General features: G+C 64.4%; 16 protein-coding genes. 12 read left to right on the top strand and 4 right to left on the bottom strand.

Translation table 11 applies throughout. The features are described from left to right. Nucleotides 1-120: 120 nt before the first annotated feature. Nucleotides 121-468, bottom strand: a complete 348-nt coding sequence (locus J7573_RS02740; RefSeq protein WP_294325294.1) for an HPF/RaiA family ribosome-associated protein — start codon at nucleotides 466-468, stop codon at nucleotides 121-123. Between the two features lie 247 nt (nucleotides 469-715). On the opposite strand from J7573_RS02740, the gene J7573_RS02735 reads away from it, so the two are divergent. The 6 genes from J7573_RS02735 (at nucleotide 716) to J7573_RS02710 (ending at nucleotide 6,941) form a co-directional block, all read left to right on the top strand. Then, nucleotides 716-1,021, top strand: a complete 306-nt coding sequence (locus J7573_RS02735) for a DUF3649 domain-containing protein (RefSeq protein WP_294325293.1) — start codon at nucleotides 716-718, stop codon at nucleotides 1,019-1,021. Then, on the top strand, nucleotides 1,018-2,589 hold the full coding sequence (locus J7573_RS02730) for a PepSY-associated TM helix domain-containing protein (protein ID WP_294325292.1): 1,572 nt from the start codon (nucleotides 1,018-1,020) through the stop codon (nucleotides 2,587-2,589). The genes J7573_RS02735 and J7573_RS02730 overlap by 4 nt, the downstream gene beginning before the upstream one ends. Continuing rightward, on the top strand, nucleotides 2,589-2,915 hold the full coding sequence (locus tag J7573_RS02725; RefSeq protein WP_294325291.1) for a DUF3325 domain-containing protein: 327 nt from the start codon (nucleotides 2,589-2,591) through the stop codon (nucleotides 2,913-2,915). Before J7573_RS02730 ends, J7573_RS02725 begins: the two co-directional genes overlap by 1 nt. 4 nt (nucleotides 2,916-2,919) lie before the next feature. Next, on the top strand, nucleotides 2,920-3,471 hold the full coding sequence (locus J7573_RS02720) for an RNA polymerase sigma factor (protein WP_294325289.1): 552 nt from the start codon (nucleotides 2,920-2,922) through the stop codon (nucleotides 3,469-3,471). Then, on the top strand, nucleotides 3,468-4,448 hold the full coding sequence (locus J7573_RS02715) for a FecR domain-containing protein (RefSeq protein ID WP_294325287.1): 981 nt from the start codon (nucleotides 3,468-3,470) through the stop codon (nucleotides 4,446-4,448). The genes J7573_RS02720 and J7573_RS02715 overlap by 4 nt, the downstream gene beginning before the upstream one ends. 102 nt (nucleotides 4,449-4,550) lie before the next feature. Further along, nucleotides 4,551-6,941 (top strand): TonB-dependent receptor, encoded by a 2,391-nt coding sequence (locus tag J7573_RS02710; protein ID WP_294325286.1) that lies wholly within the window; start codon nucleotides 4,551-4,553, stop codon nucleotides 6,939-6,941. Between the two features lie 78 nt (nucleotides 6,942-7,019). On the opposite strand, the gene J7573_RS02705 is transcribed toward J7573_RS02710, so the two are convergent. Further along, the gene (locus J7573_RS02705) at nucleotides 7,020-7,895 is read right to left on the bottom strand and encodes an AraC family transcriptional regulator (RefSeq protein ID WP_294325285.1); all 876 of its coding nucleotides are present in this window, start codon (nucleotides 7,893-7,895) and stop codon (nucleotides 7,020-7,022) included. Between the two features lie 148 nt (nucleotides 7,896-8,043). Here J7573_RS02705 and J7573_RS02700 point away from each other — a divergent pair, with 148 nt between their 5' ends. From J7573_RS02700 to J7573_RS02685, 4 genes are all read left to right on the top strand, one after another. Then, nucleotides 8,044-8,937, top strand: a complete 894-nt coding sequence (locus J7573_RS02700) for a DMT family transporter (protein WP_294325284.1) — start codon at nucleotides 8,044-8,046, stop codon at nucleotides 8,935-8,937. Nucleotides 8,938-9,014: 77 nt separating this feature from the next. Next, nucleotides 9,015-10,508 carry a glucosyltransferase domain-containing protein gene (locus tag J7573_RS02695; RefSeq protein ID WP_294325282.1) on the top strand — a complete coding sequence of 498 codons (1,494 nt, stop codon included), beginning with the start codon at nucleotides 9,015-9,017 and terminating at the stop codon, nucleotides 10,506-10,508. Then, complete coding sequence (locus J7573_RS02690) at nucleotides 10,505-10,873, top strand: GtrA family protein (protein WP_294325280.1); 369 nt, start codon at nucleotides 10,505-10,507, stop codon at nucleotides 10,871-10,873. Before J7573_RS02695 ends, J7573_RS02690 begins: the two co-directional genes overlap by 4 nt. Next, nucleotides 10,870-11,808, top strand: coding sequence for a glycosyltransferase family 2 protein (locus J7573_RS02685; RefSeq protein ID WP_294325278.1), 939 nt, complete (start codon nucleotides 10,870-10,872; stop codon nucleotides 11,806-11,808). The genes J7573_RS02690 and J7573_RS02685 overlap by 4 nt, the downstream gene beginning before the upstream one ends. 131 nt (nucleotides 11,809-11,939) lie before the next feature. Here J7573_RS02685 and J7573_RS02680 read toward each other — a convergent pair whose 3' ends face one another. Beyond that, nucleotides 11,940-12,914, bottom strand: coding sequence for a D-glycerate dehydrogenase (locus J7573_RS02680; protein WP_294325276.1), 975 nt, complete (start codon nucleotides 12,912-12,914; stop codon nucleotides 11,940-11,942). A gap of 80 nt (nucleotides 12,915-12,994) precedes the next feature. Next, a complete protein-coding gene (locus J7573_RS02675; protein ID WP_294325275.1) occupies nucleotides 12,995-13,942 on the bottom strand; it encodes a LysR family transcriptional regulator in 948 nt (315 codons plus the stop codon). Between the two features lie 180 nt (nucleotides 13,943-14,122). Here J7573_RS02675 and J7573_RS02670 point away from each other — a divergent pair, with 180 nt between their 5' ends. Together J7573_RS02670 and J7573_RS02665 are read left to right on the top strand one after the other, a co-directional pair. Continuing rightward, nucleotides 14,123-15,652, top strand: a complete 1,530-nt coding sequence (locus J7573_RS02670) for an efflux transporter outer membrane subunit (RefSeq protein ID WP_294325273.1) — start codon at nucleotides 14,123-14,125, stop codon at nucleotides 15,650-15,652. Further along, nucleotides 15,649-17,826 carry an FUSC family protein gene (locus tag J7573_RS02665; protein ID WP_294325271.1) on the top strand — a complete coding sequence of 726 codons (2,178 nt, stop codon included), beginning with the start codon at nucleotides 15,649-15,651 and terminating at the stop codon, nucleotides 17,824-17,826. The genes J7573_RS02670 and J7573_RS02665 overlap by 4 nt, the downstream gene beginning before the upstream one ends. Nucleotides 17,827-17,828 lie beyond the last annotated feature (2 nt).

Genomic DNA, 17,828 nt, shown 5'->3' with positions numbered 1-17,828 from the left:
GGGTTCTGCAATGAATGACTACAGAAGTTGACCGGGTAACCCGCAGGTTGGTTCAGCCCCATCGATCGGGGCAAACGAAAACGCCCGGCACAGGCCGGGCGTTGTTGTTCTTGCCGATGATCAGGCCTCGGGGTCACTCAGTTCCAGTGCACCGCGCTTGCTGCGCAGCTTGCCGTAGAAGTGTTCCAGCGCATTGTTCAGCTTGCTGGCGGCACCGTCGACCGCCTGGTCCAGCGAGGTGGCGGTGTGGGTCACGGAAATCGGCTGATGGCCTTTCGGGCGAGCCTCCAACTGGCAGCGTTTGTCATGCGGGCCGGGCTTGGCGCCGTTCTCGTCACGCAGATGCACCTCGATGCGGGTGAGGTCGTCGTCATAGCGTTCGAGGGTGGCTTCCAGCGTACTGCGGACCCACTCGTTGAGACGGATGTTGCCTTCGATATGGTTGCTGCTGTTGACCTGGATTTGCATGATTCCAATCCTTATTCAGCTTGCTCGCATGGAGGCGTGCCTAGGCCATTGAGGGCCTTGGTATTTCTGCGCCTCTTGACTCTAAGGTCAGGCAACGGCGAAGCGATTACAACCCCTTTCTGAAAATAAATTTTCTGTTGCAAATCCGGCTTGATCACCTGCGATAGGAACGGGTGATCGGCGCGGGATCTTTGCTTATGAGAATTGAAATCATTACTATTGCACTCCCATTTCCCGGACCCACGCCATGAAACGCTCCGCCGCCGGACTTCCTCTCAGCTATCGCCTGGCCGTGGTTTCACGCAGCCTGGCTGCATTGCTGGGCGGCTATCTGCTGGCGTCGCTGGTCAGTGTCTGTCTGGCCCTGTTGCTGCCGTTGCCCCAGGTCGACGCCACGCTGACCGGCCTGATGCTCTCGTTCGTGTTCTACCTGCTGGCGTTCATCTGGTGTTTCGCCTGCCGCAGCGCCTGGCATGCCTGGCTCGGCGTGCTGCTGCCGAGCCTGGTGCTGGGGCTGCTCGGCGGGTTCGCCTACTGGATGAAAAACCCATGAAGGAAGGCTTCCGCCAGGCCATGGCCTGGCTGCATACCTGGACCGGCCTGATCTTCGGCTGGCTGCTGTTCGCCATCTTCCTCACCGGCACCTTGTCGTACTTCAAGGATGAAGTCAGCCATTGGGCGCAGCCGGAAGTGCGCCGTCATGCACTCGACCCGATAGCCAGCCTGGGGCTGGCCCAGCGCTATCTGGAAAGCAACGCCGCGCATTCGGGCAGCTGGATGATCCGCCTGCCGAGCGAGCGCGACGCGGCCTTGAATGTGGGCTGGCGCGACCCCGAGGGCGGGCGTCGAGGCTTTGTCAGGAAAGATCTGGACGCGCAGAGCGGGCAGCCGGTCGAGGCGCGAGACAGCCGTGGCGGCGAGTTCTTCTACCGCTTCCATTTCGAACTGCAGATGCCGTATCCATGGGGCCGCTGGCTGTCGACGCTGTGCGCCTTCATCATGCTGCTGGGCCTGGTCACCGGGATCATCACCCACAAGAAGATCTTCAAGGAGTTCTTCACCTTCCGTCCCGGCAAGGGCCAGCGCTCATGGCTGGATGGCCACAACGCCATTGGCGTGCTGGTGCTACCGTTTCACCTGATGATCAGCTACAGCAGCCTGGTGCTGTTCATGTACATGGTCATGCCGGCCAGCATCATGGCCAGCTATGGCAATACCGGCGATTACTTCAATGACCTGTTCGGCCGCGACGAGGCGCCCAAGGTGGCCAATGTCGCTGCGCCACTGGTGCCGCTGGCGAGCCTCTATGCCAAGGTCCAGGCGCAGGTACCCGGTGCGCGCATGGGCTTCATCCAGGTGCAGAACGCCGGTGATCGCAACGCCCGTGTCACCCTCACTCAGTCATCGGCGGACAACGTCCCCTACAAGCGCAGTGCCAACTGGACCTTCGACGGTGCCACCGGCGAGCTGCTGAAACAGGGCGCGGCGGAAAGCGCCACGATGATGACCTCCTTCAGTTTCGCCGGCCTGCACATGGGCAACTACGCCGGGCCCTGGCTGCGTTGGCTGTACTTCACCTTCGGGCTTGCCGGCACGGCGGTGATCGGTACCGGCTTGGTCATGTGGTTGGGCAAGCGCCAGCTCAAGCATGCCAAAAGCGAACGCCTGCCGGGCGAGCTGCGCCTGGTCGAAGTGCTCAACATCGCCAGCATGAGTGGCCTGATCCTGGCCGTGGCCGGCTTCTTCTGGGCCAATCGGCTGCTGCCCGTGGCCCTGCAAGGGCGCGCCGACTGGGAAGTGAGCACGTTCTTCCTGGTCTGGCTGGCGTCGTTGCTGCATGCCGCGCTACGCCCAGGACGCAAGGCCTGGGGCGAGCAGCTGGCGCTGGGCGCGGTGGCCTTTGCCCTGTTGCCGGTGCTCAATGCCCTGAGCACCGGCCAAGGGTTGAACATCTCTGTGCCTGCGGGTGACTGGGCCATGGCCGGGTTCGACCTGACCGCCCTGGCGTGCGGGCTGTTCCTGGCCTGGGCGGCGAGCAAGATGTTGCGCGCCCCGAAGCCTGTCGCCAAGCATGCGCCACGGGCGAGCAAGGCAACGGCCGAAAGGGTCGGGGTGCTGTGATGCTGAGTATTGCCCTGATCGGATACGCCGGCTTCGCCGCATTGTGCCTGGCGATGGACAAACACTTCAGCGAGCTGCTCAAGCGCAAGCCCGGTCCCGGTCAGTTGCGTGCACTGCGCGTTGCGGGCTGGCTGTTGCTGACTTTGTCGCTGTTCCTCTGCGTTCACTGGCGTGGCTGGGCTCACGGTCTGGTGGAGTGGGTCGCGCTGTTGATGGCCGGCGTCACCCTGTGGGTGTTCGGCTTGCCCTATCTGCCACGCGTGCTGCTGGGGCTGGCTGCTGTCAGCCTGGTGCTGGGCCCGCTGTTGGCTGTATTTGCCGGGTGATGCCTTGAACGAAACCAACAGCGACGGTACCCGCGCGCGCTTCGTCGAGGTGTTCCTGGCCCAGCGTGCGCGCATGGAGGCGCTGGTCAGTCGCCGGGTAGGTTGCCGTGCCACCGCGTCCGACCTGGTGCAGGAACTGTTCCTGCGCTTCTGGCGCCGCCCCGAGGTCAAGGTCGAAGCGCTCGACACCTACCTGTTGCGCTGCGCTGGCAACCTGGCCATTGATCACCTGCGCAGTGAGGGCAGCCGCGAACGCGTCGCCGAAGCCTCGCTGCCGTTGGATGAAGCCGGACTGGCCCAGGCGCCCGAGCAGGCCGTCGAGGTCGATCATGACCTGCAGCGTGTGGAGGCCGCCCTGCGAGCCCTGCCCGAGCGCACCCGGCAGATCTTTCTGCTCAATCGCGTCCACGGCTGCACGTACGGTGAAATCGCCAAGGCCATGCAGCTTTCCCAGAGCAGTGTGGAAAAGCATATGATGCGCGCCCTCGAAGCGTGCAAGGCCAGTGTTGCCGAGCCCGCGACCTTCACTCGCAGGCCTGGGAGCGCCCGCCGATGAGCCATCCAGACCTGATCACCGCAGCCCAGTCCGAGGCTGCCTTGCAGTGGCTGATCCGCATCAACGAACAGCCGGCAGCGGCCAGCAGCGCGGCGTTCAAGCGCTGGTTGCTGGAAGACCCGAAGCATCGCGAAGCCTACGCCGAGGCCCAGTTGCTGTGGCAACTCAGCGAAGCACCGGCAGCGCGTCTGGCCGAGGAAGAACAGGCAGATTTGCAGCGCTACTTGGAGGCCATGGCCAAGCCGCCTGGCAAAGGGCATTGGCGGCGCGCCGGCATGGCTTTGGCAGCGGCCTGCCTGGTGCTGGCCGTCAGCATGGCGGGCGGTTGGCGGCCCGGTGACTGGCTGCTGAACCTGCAGGCCGATTTCAGCAGCAGTGATGGGATTCGCCTGGTGACCTTGGCAGACCAGTCACAGGTGACTCTGGATGCGGGCAGTGCCATCGCCGTCGATTTCAAGCAAGGTGAACGACGCGTGCGGCTGTTGCATGGCGCAGCGTTTTTCCAGGTTACCCATACGGGGCAGCCATTCGTGGTGGAGGCTGCTGGCGGCGAGGTACGGGTACTGGGTACGCAGTTCGAAGTGCGTGACCAGGGGCAGGGCGCGCAGGTCATCGTGCGCAGCGGGCGCGTGGCGGTCATCCCGGCAGCGGGGCAGGCCGGCCAGGTACTGACGGCCAATCAGCAGCTGGCCTATGCCGACGGGCAAACAGGCGAGCTGGCGAGCGTGGACAGCGACAGCCGCCTGGCCTGGCGCCAAGGCTGGCTGAACTACTACCAGGTGCCGCTGGCACAGGTGGTGGCAGACCTGGGCCGCTACTACCCCGGCCGCATCGTGATGCTCGACGGCGAGTTGGGGCAGCGCAAGGTCAGCGGCAGCTTCCCGGCAGATGAGCCTTTGGCAGCACTGGACTCGCTGGGCAAGGTGCTGGGTTTCTCGCGGCAAACCTTGTTGGGGCGGCTGACTGTAATCCGCTGACAAAAAATTTCAAAAGCGGATGAGGTAACTGGAGTTGGCATCCGTGTAATGAGTGGAAGTGCGATTCATTCGCAGTAATAACCCTCTCACAGGTCAGCGTCCATGAAGTTCTCTCCGCGTTGCGTCCCCCTCTGGCTCGGCCTTTCTGCTTGCTCGGCCATCGCCGCTGCCCCTGGTCTGATGGCCGCCGAGCAACGCCAGCTGCACACCTTCGCCCAGGCCAGCCAGCCGTTGGCTCAAGCCCTCAACGCGTTCAGCCGTGCCACTGGCCAGAGCGTGGTCTACACCCTCGAACTGCCCAGCGTGCAGGCCCCGGCCGTCAACGGCGCGTTCAGTGCCGAAGAGGCCCTGCAACAGCTGCTGGGCAACAGCGGCCTGACCTGGCGCCGCCTCGACGCACGCACCCTGACCCTCGAACCTGTGGATACCTCGGGCGCCCTCAACTTGCAGGCCACCACGGTGACCTCGCAAATGGACAGCTATAGCTATCAGCCACCCGCCAGTGCCTCGATCATGCGCGGCCAGGGCCCGTCCCAGGACATCCCCCAGGCGATCAACGTGGTGCCGGCCCAGGTCATCCGCGACCAGGCCCCGCGCAACCTCGACGACGCCCTGGCCAACGTCAGCGGCATCACCCAGGGCAACAACTTCGGTGGCACCTCCGACACGGTGATGAAGCGCGGCTTCGGTGACAACCGCGACGGCTCGATCATGCGCGACGGCATGCCGCTGGTGCAGGGCCGCAGCCTGAACGCCAGCACCGAGCGGGTCGAAGTGCTCAAGGGCCCGGCCTCGCTGCTGTACGGCATTCAGGACCCAGGCGGGGTGATCAACGTGGTCAGCAAGCGCCCGCAACTGCAGCAGTACAACGCCCTGACCGTGCGTGGCTCCACCTACGGCAGCGGCAAGAACGGCAGCGGCGGTGGTTTCGACAGCACCGGCGCACTGGGCGACAGCAACTTCGCCTACCGCCTCATCGTTGACCACGAGGACGAGGACTACTGGCGCAACTTCGGCGTGCATCGCGAGTCGCTGGTGGCGCCGTCGCTGGCCTGGCTCGGCGAGGACACCCAGGTGGTGCTGGCCTATGAGCACCGCGAATTCCTCTATCCGTTCGACCGCGGCACGGCATTCGGCAGCAACGGCCACCCGCTGGACATTCCGGCTACCCGCCGCCTGGACGAGCCGTTCAACGACATGGAAGGGCGCTCCGACCTGTACCGCCTGGAGGTCGACCACCAGTTGACCGACGACTGGAAGCTGCATTTCGGCTACAGCTTCAACCGCGAGACCTATGATGCCAGCCAGGTTCGCGTCACCGGCGTGAACGAGGCCAAAGGCACGCTGACACGCAGCATCGATGGCACCCACAACGCCATGAGCCGCGACCAGTTCGCCACCTTGAGCCTCAATGGCAATGTCGAACTGGCCGGCATGCAGAACGACCTGTTGTTCGGCATCGACCACGAAGACCGCAAGATCTTTCGCGGCGACCTGATCCGTCAGACCTCGCAATCCACCTTCAGCTACCTGAACCCGGTCTACGGCCAGGAAGTGGAGGGCACCACGGTGCGCGCCAGCGACAGCGACCAGACCGACAAGCTGCGCACCGACGCCTTGTTCGTACAGGACGCGCTGCACCTGGACGAACATTGGATCCTGGTCGCTGGCGCGCGTTACCAGCAATACGACCAGTACGCCGGCCGCGGTCGCCCGTTCAAGGCCAATACCGACAGCAACGGCCAAGCCTGGGTGCCCCATGCGGGCATCGTCTACAAGGTCGATGACCAGCTGTCGTTGTATGGCAGCTACAGCGAGTCGTTCAAGCCCAACTCCAGCATCGCCCCGCTGACCGGTGGCGTGGTGCTGGACTCGTCGGTGGCGCCGGAGGAGGGCAAGTCCTGGGAGCTGGGGGCCAAGCTCGACATGCCGGGCAGCCTCACCGGTACCCTGGCGCTGTTCGATATCACCAAGCGCAACGTGCTGGTCGCCAACTTCGACAGTGGCACCGGCGAGACGGTCTACAGCAACGCAGGGGAAGTCAGCTCGCGGGGTGTCGAACTCGACCTGACCGGGCAACTCAGCGAGCGCTGGAGCCTGATCGGCAGTTACGCCTATACCGATGCCAAGGTGACCAAGGATCCCGACCTTGAAGGCAACCGCCTGCAGAACGTGGCCCGGCACACCGGTTCGCTGTCGGCGGTGTATGACTTCGGCAGCCTGTTCGGCGGCGATCGCCTGCGTTTCGGCGCCGGGGCGCGCTATGTAGGCGAGCGGCCGGGGAACTCGACCAATACCTTCGACCTGCCGAGCTACACCGTGGCCGATGCGTTCGCCACCTACGAGACCAAGCTCGACGAGCACAACGTGCGCTTGCAGCTGAACGTGAAGAACCTGTTCGACAAGGTCTACTACAGCTCGGCGGTGAACCAGTATTTCGTGGCGATTGGCGATGCGCGGCAGGTGAGCCTGTCGGGCACTTTCGAGTTTTGAACCTTGTGCAGCCTGTGCCGGCCTCTTCGCGGCTAAAGCCGCTCCCACAGAGACGGCGCAGTACCTGTGGGAGCGGCTTTAGCCGCGAATGGCCATACGGTAATTGCCTGGGGTTGCACCGAATGCCTGGCGGAAGCGGTTGCTGAAATGGCTGGCGCTGGCGAAGCCGCACAGCAGCGCCACCTGGCCCAGGGGCAGCTCGCCCAGGCGCAGCAGCTGGCAAGCGCGATGCAGGCGCCGCGCCAGCAGATACTGATGGGGTGGCAAGCCGAAACTGGTGCGGAACATCCGCGCGAAGTGGTATTCGGACAGGTTGCAGCGCAGTGCCAGTTCACCCAGGGTAATCGGCTGGTCGAGGTGCGCCTCGATGTATTCCACCAGTTGCCGGCGCAGGCTAGGCGCCAACCCGCCTTTCAGGCGCAACCCCTGGCGCAGGCCAACCTGGCTGAGCACGGCATGGTCGACGATCTCGTGGGCCAGGCTGCTGGCCAACAGGCGTTCGGCGGGTTCATCCCAGTCCAGGGTGATCAGCTGGCGAAAGCGCACGGATTGCTGCGGGTCGTCCAGGAAGGTGGCTTCTCGCAGCTGCAGTTCGCGGGGTTCGCGGTCAAGCAGGCGCACGCAGCCCAGGGCGAACTGCGCTTCGCTGATGTACAGGTGGGCCAGGCGGATTGCACCATTCACCACCCAGTTCGATTCGTGCCCCGCCGGCATGATGCACAGTTTGTCCGGCCCGCCCTTGTCGGCCGGGCGCTGGCGACGGAAGGTACCGGTGCCGTCGGCGATGTAGCACGACAGCGTGTGATGGCTCGGCGCCTGGTAGTCGCGGGCATCGTCGCGGTTGCTCCACAACGCCGCCGCCAGCCCGTCGCCCAGGTGCGCGCTCAGCTCCAGCCGCGCGTTGGGCGAGGCATGCATGGCGTTGAACACTTGCAGCTGGGTGAGTGGCGTCATGGGCGGGTCCTCTGGCGCTCATCGTACTGCGCCAACGTTTCGCTGACAGCCACCAGTGGGCAAAAAGCGCAAATTTGTGCAAGCGCAGGGTGGTGGGCAGGGAGAACACTGATGGCGTTGAATTTGAAAGGCCCAAGGAACCGCCGCCATGAACCTCTCTTTGTACCTGCTCACCGTCCTGATCTGGGGCACCACCTGGATCGCCCTGAAACTGCAACTGGGCGTCGTCGCCATTCCGGTGTCGATCGTCTACCGCTTCGCCCTGGCCGGCCTGATCCTGTTCGCCATTCTTCTGCTCACCCGCCGCCTGCAGCCGATGAACCGGCGTGGCCACCTGATCTGCCTGGCGCAGGGTTTCTGCCTGTTCTGCGTCAACTTCATGTGCTTCCTCACGGCCAGCCAATGGATCGCCAGCGGCCTGATCGCCGTGGTGTTCTCCACTGCCACCTTGTGGAATGCCCTCAACGCGCGGATCTTCTTCGGCCAGAAGATCGCCAGCAATGTCCTCGGTGGTGGTGCGCTTGGCTTGCTCGGCCTGGGCCTGCTGTTCTGGCCCGAGCTTTCGCACCACACGGCCAGCCGCGAAACCCTGTACGGCCTGGGCCTGGCACTGCTTGGCACGCTGTGCTTCTCGGCCGGCAACATGCTTTCCAGCATGCAGCAGAAGGCCGGGCTCAAGCCCATGACCACCAATGCCTGGGGCATGGTCTATGGCGCGTCGATGCTGGCCGTGTATTGCCTGATCAGCGGCATCCCCTTCGCCATGGAATGGAACACCCGCTACATCGGCTCGCTGCTGTACCTGGTCATCCCTGGCTCGGTGATCGGCTTCACCGCCTACCTGACCCTGGTCGGGCGCATGGGGCCGGAGCGGGCGGCCTATTGCACCGTGCTGTTCCCGCTGGTGGCGCTGAACGTGTCGGCCTTTGCCGAAGGCTACCAGTGGACGACACCGGCGCTGTTGGGCCTGGTGGCGGTAATGGCAGGCAATGTGCTGGTGTTCCGCAAGCCTCGGCCCAAGCCGGCTGCTGCCATGGCTTGAGGCTGCCAAAAAATGCCGGATAGGGCGTTGGCGGCTGGCTAGACTTTTCTGCGGGAGTCCATATCCGGGGAAAGGAGATGCCGCCACCGCCGTCATGGGACAAGCCACTTACGCCTGTACAACTGTGGCTGCTCTGCTGCGCGGCGTTGCTGCTGCATGTCCTGCCGTTGCTGATGGCCGACATGCCGTTTCTCGACGACTACGCCCGTGAGCATCTGGCGCGCAATGACTGGATGGACGTAGGGCGGCCGTTGATGGTCGCCTTGTTCGCTGCACTCAGTTTCGCCCCCGCTGCTGTGAACCTCTATCCATTGCCGCTGCTGCTGGTGGTGCTGGTAACCGGTTACGCGCTGGTGCGTTTGCTGCACTACTGGTTCGAGACACCGAGCCTGAGTAGCGTGCTGTTGGTGTTGCCCTTGTGGTTCCAACCGTATTTCCTGCAGAACCTTTCCTACCAGTACGACGGCGCCAGCATGGCGTTGTCCATGGCAGCGGCAGTCTGGGCCATCACGCTGGGTACGCAGCGCTGGCGTGACGGGTTGTGTGGGGCTTTGCTGGGGGCTGCCGGCGCTGCGCTCTATCAGCCCAGCGTCAACGTGTTTGCCGGGCTCTGTGCGCTGGAGGTGATGCGTCGAGTGATCGAGGCTGACCGGGGTACTGTGATCTGCCGGCTGGCTGCGGCACGTGCGGGGCAGCTTCTGCTCGGCGTTTTGCTGTACTACGCCAGCAGCGCCTGGCTGGTGACCTCGACGCGCGGCGGCTTGTTGCCCCTGGATGGTCGATGGCCGACCGAAGCTTTGGTACGACTGAGGACCACGGCCGAGGTCGTCAGTTTGCTGATCACCCCGGGTAATGCCTGGCTGTTCGCGCTCCTGCTGCTCTGCGCCGTATTGGCATTGCTGCGTGAGTTGCAGCGTGTATGGCAACGCCCAGCCGCTGCGGGCGAGCGACTGGGCTTGATGGCAGCCATGTTGATGGCGATTGTGCTGGTTGTCCTGTGCGTCCCCGGCTTGATCCTGTTGCTGGCGGAGTTCGAGCAGTCGGTACGGGTGTTGATGGGGCTGGGTGTCTTGTTGATGCTGCTGTATTTCCTGGTCCACCGAGCTTTGACTCGTTGGCCGCGCTTGCGTTTGCTGGCGTTGATCGCGCCCTTGCTGTTCATGCTGTCGTTCTCGTTCGCCTATGGCCGGGTGCTGGTCTTGCAGAAAACGTTGCATCAGTCCATCGCGCAGATGTTGGCCCATGATCTGCTTTCGCTGGGCAAGGCAGAGCATTACTACGTGCTCGGCTACTGGTTGAAACGCCCCTGGATTCCAGCGGCGGCGGGCACCTTGCAGGCCATGCCGGCCATGGCGAAGGTCCACGCCTACAACTACCTGGTGCTACCCGAGATGCTGCCCCGCGTGGGCATCGACGACCTGCACACGTTCTACCAGCCACCACCGCTGGACCGGCAACAGGTACTGGCGGCCAGCCCGACGCCGCAAGTGTCGAACCGCTTCTATGACATCCACCGGGTCGGCGACGACGCCTACGTGCTGGTCAAACCACTTGAAGGAAATGGCCAGTGACCTGGCACCATTTTGCCCGCTACGGCCTGGTCGGCATCGGCAACACGCTGGTGCACTGGCTGGTGTTCTTCGGCCTGCACCTGGCCCTGGGCCTCAAGCAGGCGCCGAGCAACCTGCTGGCTTTTGCTGTGGCTGCCACCGTGTCCTATCAGCTTAACGCCCGCTACACCTTCGCGGTCAGGCCGACCGGCAAGCGCTACCTGCTGTTCCTGTTGGGCATGGGCAGCCTCAGCGTGGCATTGGGAGCGCTCTCCGACTTGGCGGGTCTGTCGCCCTGGCTGACTTTGCTGACCTTTTCGGCAACCAGTCTGGTTGCAGGCTACTGCTTTTCGCACACCGTGGTGTTCAAACGGAGGGGCTCATGAACATTACCCTGATCGTGCCGGTGTTTAACGAGCAGGACACCCTGGAGCGCTTCTATGACGCAGTGCGCAACGAACCGACGCTGCAGGACGTGACGGTGGAGATCCTGTTCGTCAACGACGGCAGCAGCGATGCCAGCGAAGACATCTGCGCCGAGTTGGCGGCGCGGGACGAGTGGGTCACGGTGGTCAACTTTTCGCGCAATTTCGGCAAGGAATCAGCGTTGTTCGCCGGCCTCGAATATGCCGAGGGCGATGCCGTGGTGCCGATCGATGTCGATCTGCAAGACCCGGTCGACCTCATCGCGCAGATGATCGCGCTGTGGCGGGATGGCGCCGACGTGGTACTGGCCAAGCGCCGTAGCCGAGCCGCCGATACGCCCCTCAAGCGCTGGAGCGCACGCTTCTACTATCGCCTGCACAACCGTATCGCCTCGACCCATATCGAAGAGAACGTCGGCGATTTCCGCCTGCTCGACCGCAAGGTGGTGGCTGCGATCCGCCAACTGCCCGAGCAGCAGCTGTTCATGAAGGGTGTGCTGTCGTGGGTGGGGTTTCGCACCGCGATCGTCGAATACGACCGGCCGGAGCGTGCGGCAGGCAACAGCAAGTTCAGTTTCTGGCGTTTGTGGAACCTGGCACTGGACGGCATCACCTCGTTCAGCACCGTGCCGCTGCGGCTTTGGAGCTACGTGGGCGCAGGGGTGTCGTTGTTCGCCTTTGCCTTTGCGGTGTACATGCTGATCGACAAGATGCTGCACGGCAATGATGTGCCGGGCTACCCCTCGATGATGACGGCGATCCTGTTCCTGGGTGGGGTGCAGTTGATCGGCATCGGGATCTTGGGGGAGTACGTCGGGCGGGTTTACCAGGAGACCAAGCATCGGCCGCGGTATGTAGTGCGCAAGGTGCTGGGGCGTCGGCGTCAGCCTAGGTAAGATCTGTTGTTAGTACTGGCCTCTTCGCAGGCACGCCCGCTCCCACAGGATCACCACAGGCTTGAGCCTTGTGCGGTACCTGTGGGAGCGGGCGCGCCCGCGAAGAGGCCGGTACAGGCGCTAGAGAATTATCAGCCTTTCCAAACCTGTGGATTCACCAGATCCCGCGGCCGCTCACCGAGCAACGCCGCACGCAGGTTCTCCATCGCCCGGTTGGCCATGGCCTCTCGGGTCTCGGCAGTCGCCGAACCAATGTGCGGCAAGGTCAGCGCATTGGGCAGCTGGAACAACGGCGACTCGCTCAGCGGCTCCTTCTCGTACACATCCAGGCCGGCGCCGCGAATAGTGCCGTTCTGCAGCGCCTCGATCAGCGCCGCCTCGTCGACCACCGGGCCCCGGGCGATGTTGATCAGGAACGCGCTCGGTTTCATCAGCTTCAGTTCACGGGCGCCGATCAGTTTGCGCGTGGCGTCGGACAGCGGCACCACCAGGCAAACGAAGTCGGCTTCAGCCAGCAGCTGCTCGAGGCTGCGGTACTGGGCGCCCAGTTCTTGCTCCAGTGCAGCCTTGCGGCTGTTGCCGGCATACAGGATCGACATGTCGAAGCCGAAACGGCCCCGGCGGGCGATCGCAGCGCCGATATTGCCCAGGCCGACAATGCCCAGCGTCTTGCCATGCACATCGCTACCGAAGTGTGACGGAGCGACCGTGGCCTGCCAGTTGCCGGCCTTGGTCCAGGCGTCGAGTTCGGCGGTACGGCGGGCGCAGCCCATGATCAGCGAGAAGCCCAGGTCGGCGGTGCTTTCGGTGAGCACGTCAGGGGTGTTGGTCAGGGCGATGCCGCGCTCGTTGAAATAGTCGACGTCGTAGTTGTCATAGCCGACCGAGACGCTCGACACCACTTCGAGCTTGCCCGCGCCTTCCAGCTGCGCGCGGCCGAGCTTGCGACCGGCGCCGATCAGGCCGTGGGCCTCGGGCAGGGCTTCGTTGAACTGGGCACTGATATCACCGAGCTTGGGGTTCGGCACGATCACGTTGAAGTCTTGCTGCAGGCGCTCGGCCATGGCCGGGGTGATGCGGCTGAAGGCCAGGACGGTCTTTTTCATCGGGCAACTTCTCAGGGCGGTGGCTGGGGTTGATTGGTTAGCAACCTACCATTGTCCACCGCCGTGGTGCAGCAGCTTTTTCAGTTGGCGATCAGCAACTCATGGGTTTTCAGGTCGGCCTCATGGGCCGCCAGAATTTCCGGCAGCGAATTGCGCAGGTACTCGACCCAGGTCTTGATCTTGGCATCCAGGTATTGGCGCGAAGGGTAGATGGCATACAGGTTCAGCTCCTGCAGCCGGTACTCCGGCATCACCCGCACCAGGCTGCCATCACGCAAGCCATCGATGACCGAGTAGATCGGCAACACACCCATGCCCATGCCGCTGCGGATTGCGGTTTTCATCGCATCCGCCGAGTTGACCTGGAACGGCGAGCTGGTGATGTTCACCAGTTCCTGGCCTTCCGGGCCGTCGAACAGCCATTTTTCCAGTGGGATCACCGGGCTGACCATGCGCAGGCAAGAATGCTTGAGCAGGTCGACCGGCTTTTGCGCAAAGCCGTGCTTGGCTACGTACTCGGGCGAGGCGCAGACAATGCTGTAGGTGATGCCCAGGCGCTGCGAGACGAAACCGGAGTCCGGCAGCTCGGTGGCCAGCACGATGGACACGTCGTAACCCTCGTCGAGCAGGTCGGGCACGCGGTTGGCCATGGTCAGGTCGAAGGTCACGTCCGGGTGCGACTCGCGGTAGCGGGCGATGGCATCGACCACGAAGTGCTGACCGACCCCGGTCATCGAATGCACCTTCAGCTGGCCGGCGGGCCGGGCATGGGCATCGCTGGCTTCGGCTTCGGCTTCTTCGACGTAGGTGAGGATCTGTTCACAGCGCATCAGGTAACGTTTGCCAGCCTCGGTCAGAGCGATGCGCCGGGTGGTGCGGTTGAGCAGCCGGGTTTGCAGATGGGCTTCCAGGTTGGAGACCGCCCGCGACACGTTCGCGGTGGTCGTATCCAGTTGCGCCGCGGCAGCGGTAAAGCTGCCTAGCTGGGCTACGCAACTGAAAGCACGCATGTTTTGCAGGGTGTCCATGGGTCACTCTCAAGGTAGAGGACAAAATTGTGTCACGAAGTAACGCGAATGTGCGTTCGACCAAAGCCGGATTATCGCTGTTTCGGTAACAAAGATTCGCAGGAATATGCGCTTATCGCCAGTGCGGCGGCCCCCTAGAATTGCCCGGCCCCTCCACCTCTTCCTCGGGAAATCGCAGCTGTGCCGCGTCGCATCATCAGAACGCTTCAAGTGTTCAGTGCCTGTGCCCTTAGTCTCACCTTGAGCGGCTGTATCGGAACCTGGGGTATCGCCCCGCAAAGCAAGACCCTGCAAGCCAATACCTTGACCACCGACGCGGCCATTCGCGAAGCGGCCAGCGACGCGCACTGGCCTGACCAGCGCTGGTGGCAGGCCTATGGCGACCCACAACTCGACCGCTGGATCGACCTGGCCGTGGCCGGTAGCCCGAGCCTGGCCATGGCCGCGGCGCGCGTGCGTGAAGCCAAGGCAATGGCCGGTGTGGTCGAGTCGGCGGAAAAGCTCCAGGTCAACGGTGACGCCACGCTCAAGCGACACAACTGGCCCGAGGATCAGTTCTACGGCCCTGGCGCGCTGTCGGGCGCCAACACCTGGGACAACAACGCCGCCTTCGGCTTCAGCTACGCGCTGGACCTGTGGGGCCGCGAACGCAACGCCAGCGAGCAGGCCGTGGACCAGGCGCACATGAGCGTGGCCGAGGCCCGCCAGGCGCAGCTGGAACTGCAGAACAACGTGGTGCGAGCCTACATTCAGCTGAGCCTGCATTTCGCCCAGCGCGATATCGTCAAGGCCGAGCTCGAGCAGCAGGAACAGATCCTGGCCCTGGCCAAGCGCCGCCTGGACGGCGGCATCGGCACCCATTTCGAGGTCAGCCAGGCCGAGGCACCGCTGCCTGAGACCCATCGCCAGCTCGACAGCCTCGACGAGGAAATCGCCCTGACCCGCAACCAGCTGGCGGCGCTGGCGGGCAAAGGCCCAGGGGAGGGCGCGCAGTTGCAACGGCCGACCCTGGCCCTCGCGGCCCCTCTGAAACTGCCTTCGAACCTGCCTGCCGAACTGGTCGGCCAGCGCCCGGACGTGGTCGCCAGCCGCTGGCAGGTCGCCGCCCAGGCCCGTGGCATCGATGTCGCCCACGCCGGTTTCTTCCCCAACGTCGACCTGGTCGGCAGCCTCGGCTTCATGGCCACCGGCGGCGGCCCGCTGGAGTTCCTGACCGGGCGCAAGTTCAACTACAACGTCGGCCCGGCGATCAGCCTGCCGATCTTCGATGGCGGCCGCCTGCGCTCGCAGCTGGGCGTTGCCTCGGCGGGTTATGACGTGGCCGTGGCGCGCTACAACCAGACCGTAGTCGGTGCGCTGAAGAACATTTCCGACCAGCTGATCCGCCGTGAATCGATGAAGGAGCAGTCGCACTTCGCCGCCGAGTCGGTGGCCGCTGCGCAGAAGACCTACGACATCGCCACGGTGGCCTTCCAGCGCGGCCTGACCGACTACCTCAACGTGCTCAATGCGCAGACCCTGCTGTTCCGCCAGCAGCAGGTGCAGCAGCAGGTGCAGGCCGCACGCCTGATCGCCCATGCCGAGCTGGTCACCGCCCTGGGTGGCGGCCTGCAGGCTGGCCAGGACGTGCCGAAGGAAGAACGCCAGGCAGCGCCGAAAACCCCGGCCACCCTGGCCATTTTCGACAAGAAGCCGGATAACGCCGAATGAGCACTTCCAGTTTGCCCGTGCGCTGGCTGCAGAGCCTCGAATGGCGCCGGGGCTTCTTTGCCTGGGCACGCACCGACGGGGTGACCTGGGTGTACATCTTCAAGGTGCTGGCGGCCGCGTTCATCACCCTGTGGCTGGCCATGCGCCTGGAGCTGCCGCAACCGCGCACGGCGATGATCACCGTGTTCATCGTCATGCAGCCGCAGAGCGGCCATGTGTTCGCCAAGAGCTTCTACCGGGTGCTCGGCACCCTGGCCGGCTCGGCAATGATGGTCGCGCTGATTGCCATCTTCCCGCAGAACACTGAACTGTTCCTGCCCAGCCTGGCAGTGTGGGTTGGCCTGTGCTCGGCCGGCGCCATGCGCTACCGCACCTTCCGCGCCTATGGCTTCGTCCTCGCCGGCTACACCGCGGCGATGATCGGCCTGCCCGTGCTGCAGCACCCGGACCAGGCGTTCATGGCGGCCGTGTGGCGGGTGCTGGAAATTGCTTTGGGCATCCTGGTGTCGACTTTCGTCAGCGCCGCGATCCTGCCACAGTCGGCCAGTGCCGCCATGCGCAACGCCCTGTACCAGCGCTTTGGCGTATTCGCCGGGGTGGTGGTGGAAGCCTTGCGCGGCGATAGCCAGCGCGACCGCTTCGAGACCAGCAACGTGCGCTTCGTCGCCGAGGCGGTGGGGCTGGAAAGCCTGCGCAACGTCACCGCCTTCGAAGACCCGCACATGCGTCGCCGCTCTGGCCGCCTGGTGCGCATGAACAGCGAGTTCATGGCCATCACCACGCGCTTCAACGCCCTGCACCGCCTGCTGGAGCGCCTGCGCGCCCGCGGCCCGCTGCAGATCGTCGGCGCCATCGAGCCGGGCCTGAACACCTTGGTGGAGCTGCTGCAGCCCTATGTTGGCCGGGCCCTGACCGACGCCGATGCGCTGCGCCTGACGCTGGAGCTGGCGGCCTACAAGGAAGGCCTGCAGGCACAGGTGCGTGGCCTGCGCGCCGACTATGTGGCAACCCAGCCCAGCGAATCCGACCTGCTCGATTTCCACACCGCGTTCGAGCTGCTCTACCGCTTCGTCGACGAGATGTACAGCTACGCCGAAACCCACGCCTCGCTGGCCGCGCACAAGCACGAGCGCGAGCAGTGGGACGAGCCCTACGTGGCGCAGACCAGCTGGCTGGTGTCGCTGGCCGCCGGTGTGCGGGCTTCGGCGGTGCTGTTGCTGCTGGGCAGCTACTGGTTGATGAGCGACTGGCCCAGTGGGGCCATGATGACCCTGATCGCCACCGTCACCGTGGGCCTCTCGGCCGCTTCGCCGAACCCCAAGCGAATGTCGTTCCAGATGGCCTGTGGCACGGCGATCGGGGCTTTCATCGGCTTCTTCGAAACCTTCTTCGTGTTCCCGTGGATCGACGGCTTCCCGCTGCTGTGCATGGTCCTGGCGCCGGTGTTCGTGCTCGGTGCGTTCCTGTCGTCGCGGCCGGCGTACGCCGGTTACGGCATCGGCCTGCTGGTGTTCTTCGCCATCGGCTCGGTGCCGAACAACCTGACCGTCTACGACCCGTACAGCTTCATCAACGACTACATCGGCATGGTCATCGGCATGTTCGTCTGCGCCGCGGCCGGCGCGATCATCCTGCCGCCGAACAGCCGCTGGCTGTGGAGCCGCCTCGAACAGGAGCTGCGCGGGCAGGTGCTGTTTGCCATCAGCGGGCGCCTGCGTGGCCTCGGCTCGGCCTTCGAAAGCCGCACCCGCGACCTGTTGCACCAGGCCTATGGCCTGGCTGCCGGCAAGCCGCAGGTGCAGAGCCAGCTGATGGGCTGGATGTTCACCGTGCTGGAGATCGGCCACGCGATCATCGAACTGCGCAAGGAGCAGGCCCGCGCGCCGATCCACCCGGCCTACGCCGAGTCGCAGCCGTGGCGCCAGGCCATTCGAGTCATGGGCCGCGCCCTGGCCCGCCTGTTCCTGCAGCCCAGCGCCAGCAACCACGAACGCGCCCTGGTCGCGGTGGACCACGCCATCGCTCGCGTGCAGGCCACCGACGAACCGTTCGCCCGGCACTTCGACACCTCGGTGCTGCGCCGTGCGCAGAGCTACCTGCACTTCATCCGTTCATCCCTGCTGGACCCACAGTCGCCGCTGGCACCGGCGAAAGGATTGCACCGTGCTTCGTGAAA

This window comes from Pseudomonas sp. (genome assembly GCF_017744435.1).
Classification (GTDB): domain Bacteria; phylum Pseudomonadota; class Gammaproteobacteria; order Pseudomonadales; family Pseudomonadaceae; genus Aquipseudomonas.
Note: the sequence above shows the minus strand (reverse complement) of the source record. Positions and strands in the feature narration are given on the sequence as shown.

Bases quoted from the DNA above. Each gene is read 5' to 3' on its own strand.
- J7573_RS02740 (WP_294325294.1), bottom strand. From the start codon at position 468: ATGCAAATCCAGGTCAACAGCAGCAACCATATCGAAGGCAACATCCGT.
- J7573_RS02735 (WP_294325293.1), top strand. From the start codon at position 716: ATGAAACGCTCCGCCGCCGGACTTCCTCTCAGCTATCGCCTGGCCGTG.
- J7573_RS02730 (WP_294325292.1), top strand. From the start codon at position 1,018: ATGAAGGAAGGCTTCCGCCAGGCCATGGCCTGGCTGCATACCTGGACC.
- J7573_RS02725 (WP_294325291.1), top strand. From the start codon at position 2,589: ATGCTGAGTATTGCCCTGATCGGATACGCCGGCTTCGCCGCATTGTGC.
- J7573_RS02715 (WP_294325287.1), top strand. From the start codon at position 3,468: ATGAGCCATCCAGACCTGATCACCGCAGCCCAGTCCGAGGCTGCCTTG.
- J7573_RS02710 (WP_294325286.1), top strand. From the start codon at position 4,551: ATGAAGTTCTCTCCGCGTTGCGTCCCCCTCTGGCTCGGCCTTTCTGCT.
- J7573_RS02705 (WP_294325285.1), bottom strand. From the start codon at position 7,895: ATGACGCCACTCACCCAGCTGCAAGTGTTCAACGCCATGCATGCCTCG.
- J7573_RS02700 (WP_294325284.1), top strand. From the start codon at position 8,044: ATGAACCTCTCTTTGTACCTGCTCACCGTCCTGATCTGGGGCACCACC.
- J7573_RS02695 (WP_294325282.1), top strand. From the start codon at position 9,015: ATGCCGCCACCGCCGTCATGGGACAAGCCACTTACGCCTGTACAACTG.
- J7573_RS02685 (WP_294325278.1), top strand. From the start codon at position 10,870: ATGAACATTACCCTGATCGTGCCGGTGTTTAACGAGCAGGACACCCTG.
- J7573_RS02680 (WP_294325276.1), bottom strand. From the start codon at position 12,914: ATGAAAAAGACCGTCCTGGCCTTCAGCCGCATCACCCCGGCCATGGCC.
- J7573_RS02675 (WP_294325275.1), bottom strand. From the start codon at position 13,942: ATGGACACCCTGCAAAACATGCGTGCTTTCAGTTGCGTAGCCCAGCTA.
- J7573_RS02665 (WP_294325271.1), top strand. From the start codon at position 15,649: ATGAGCACTTCCAGTTTGCCCGTGCGCTGGCTGCAGAGCCTCGAATGG.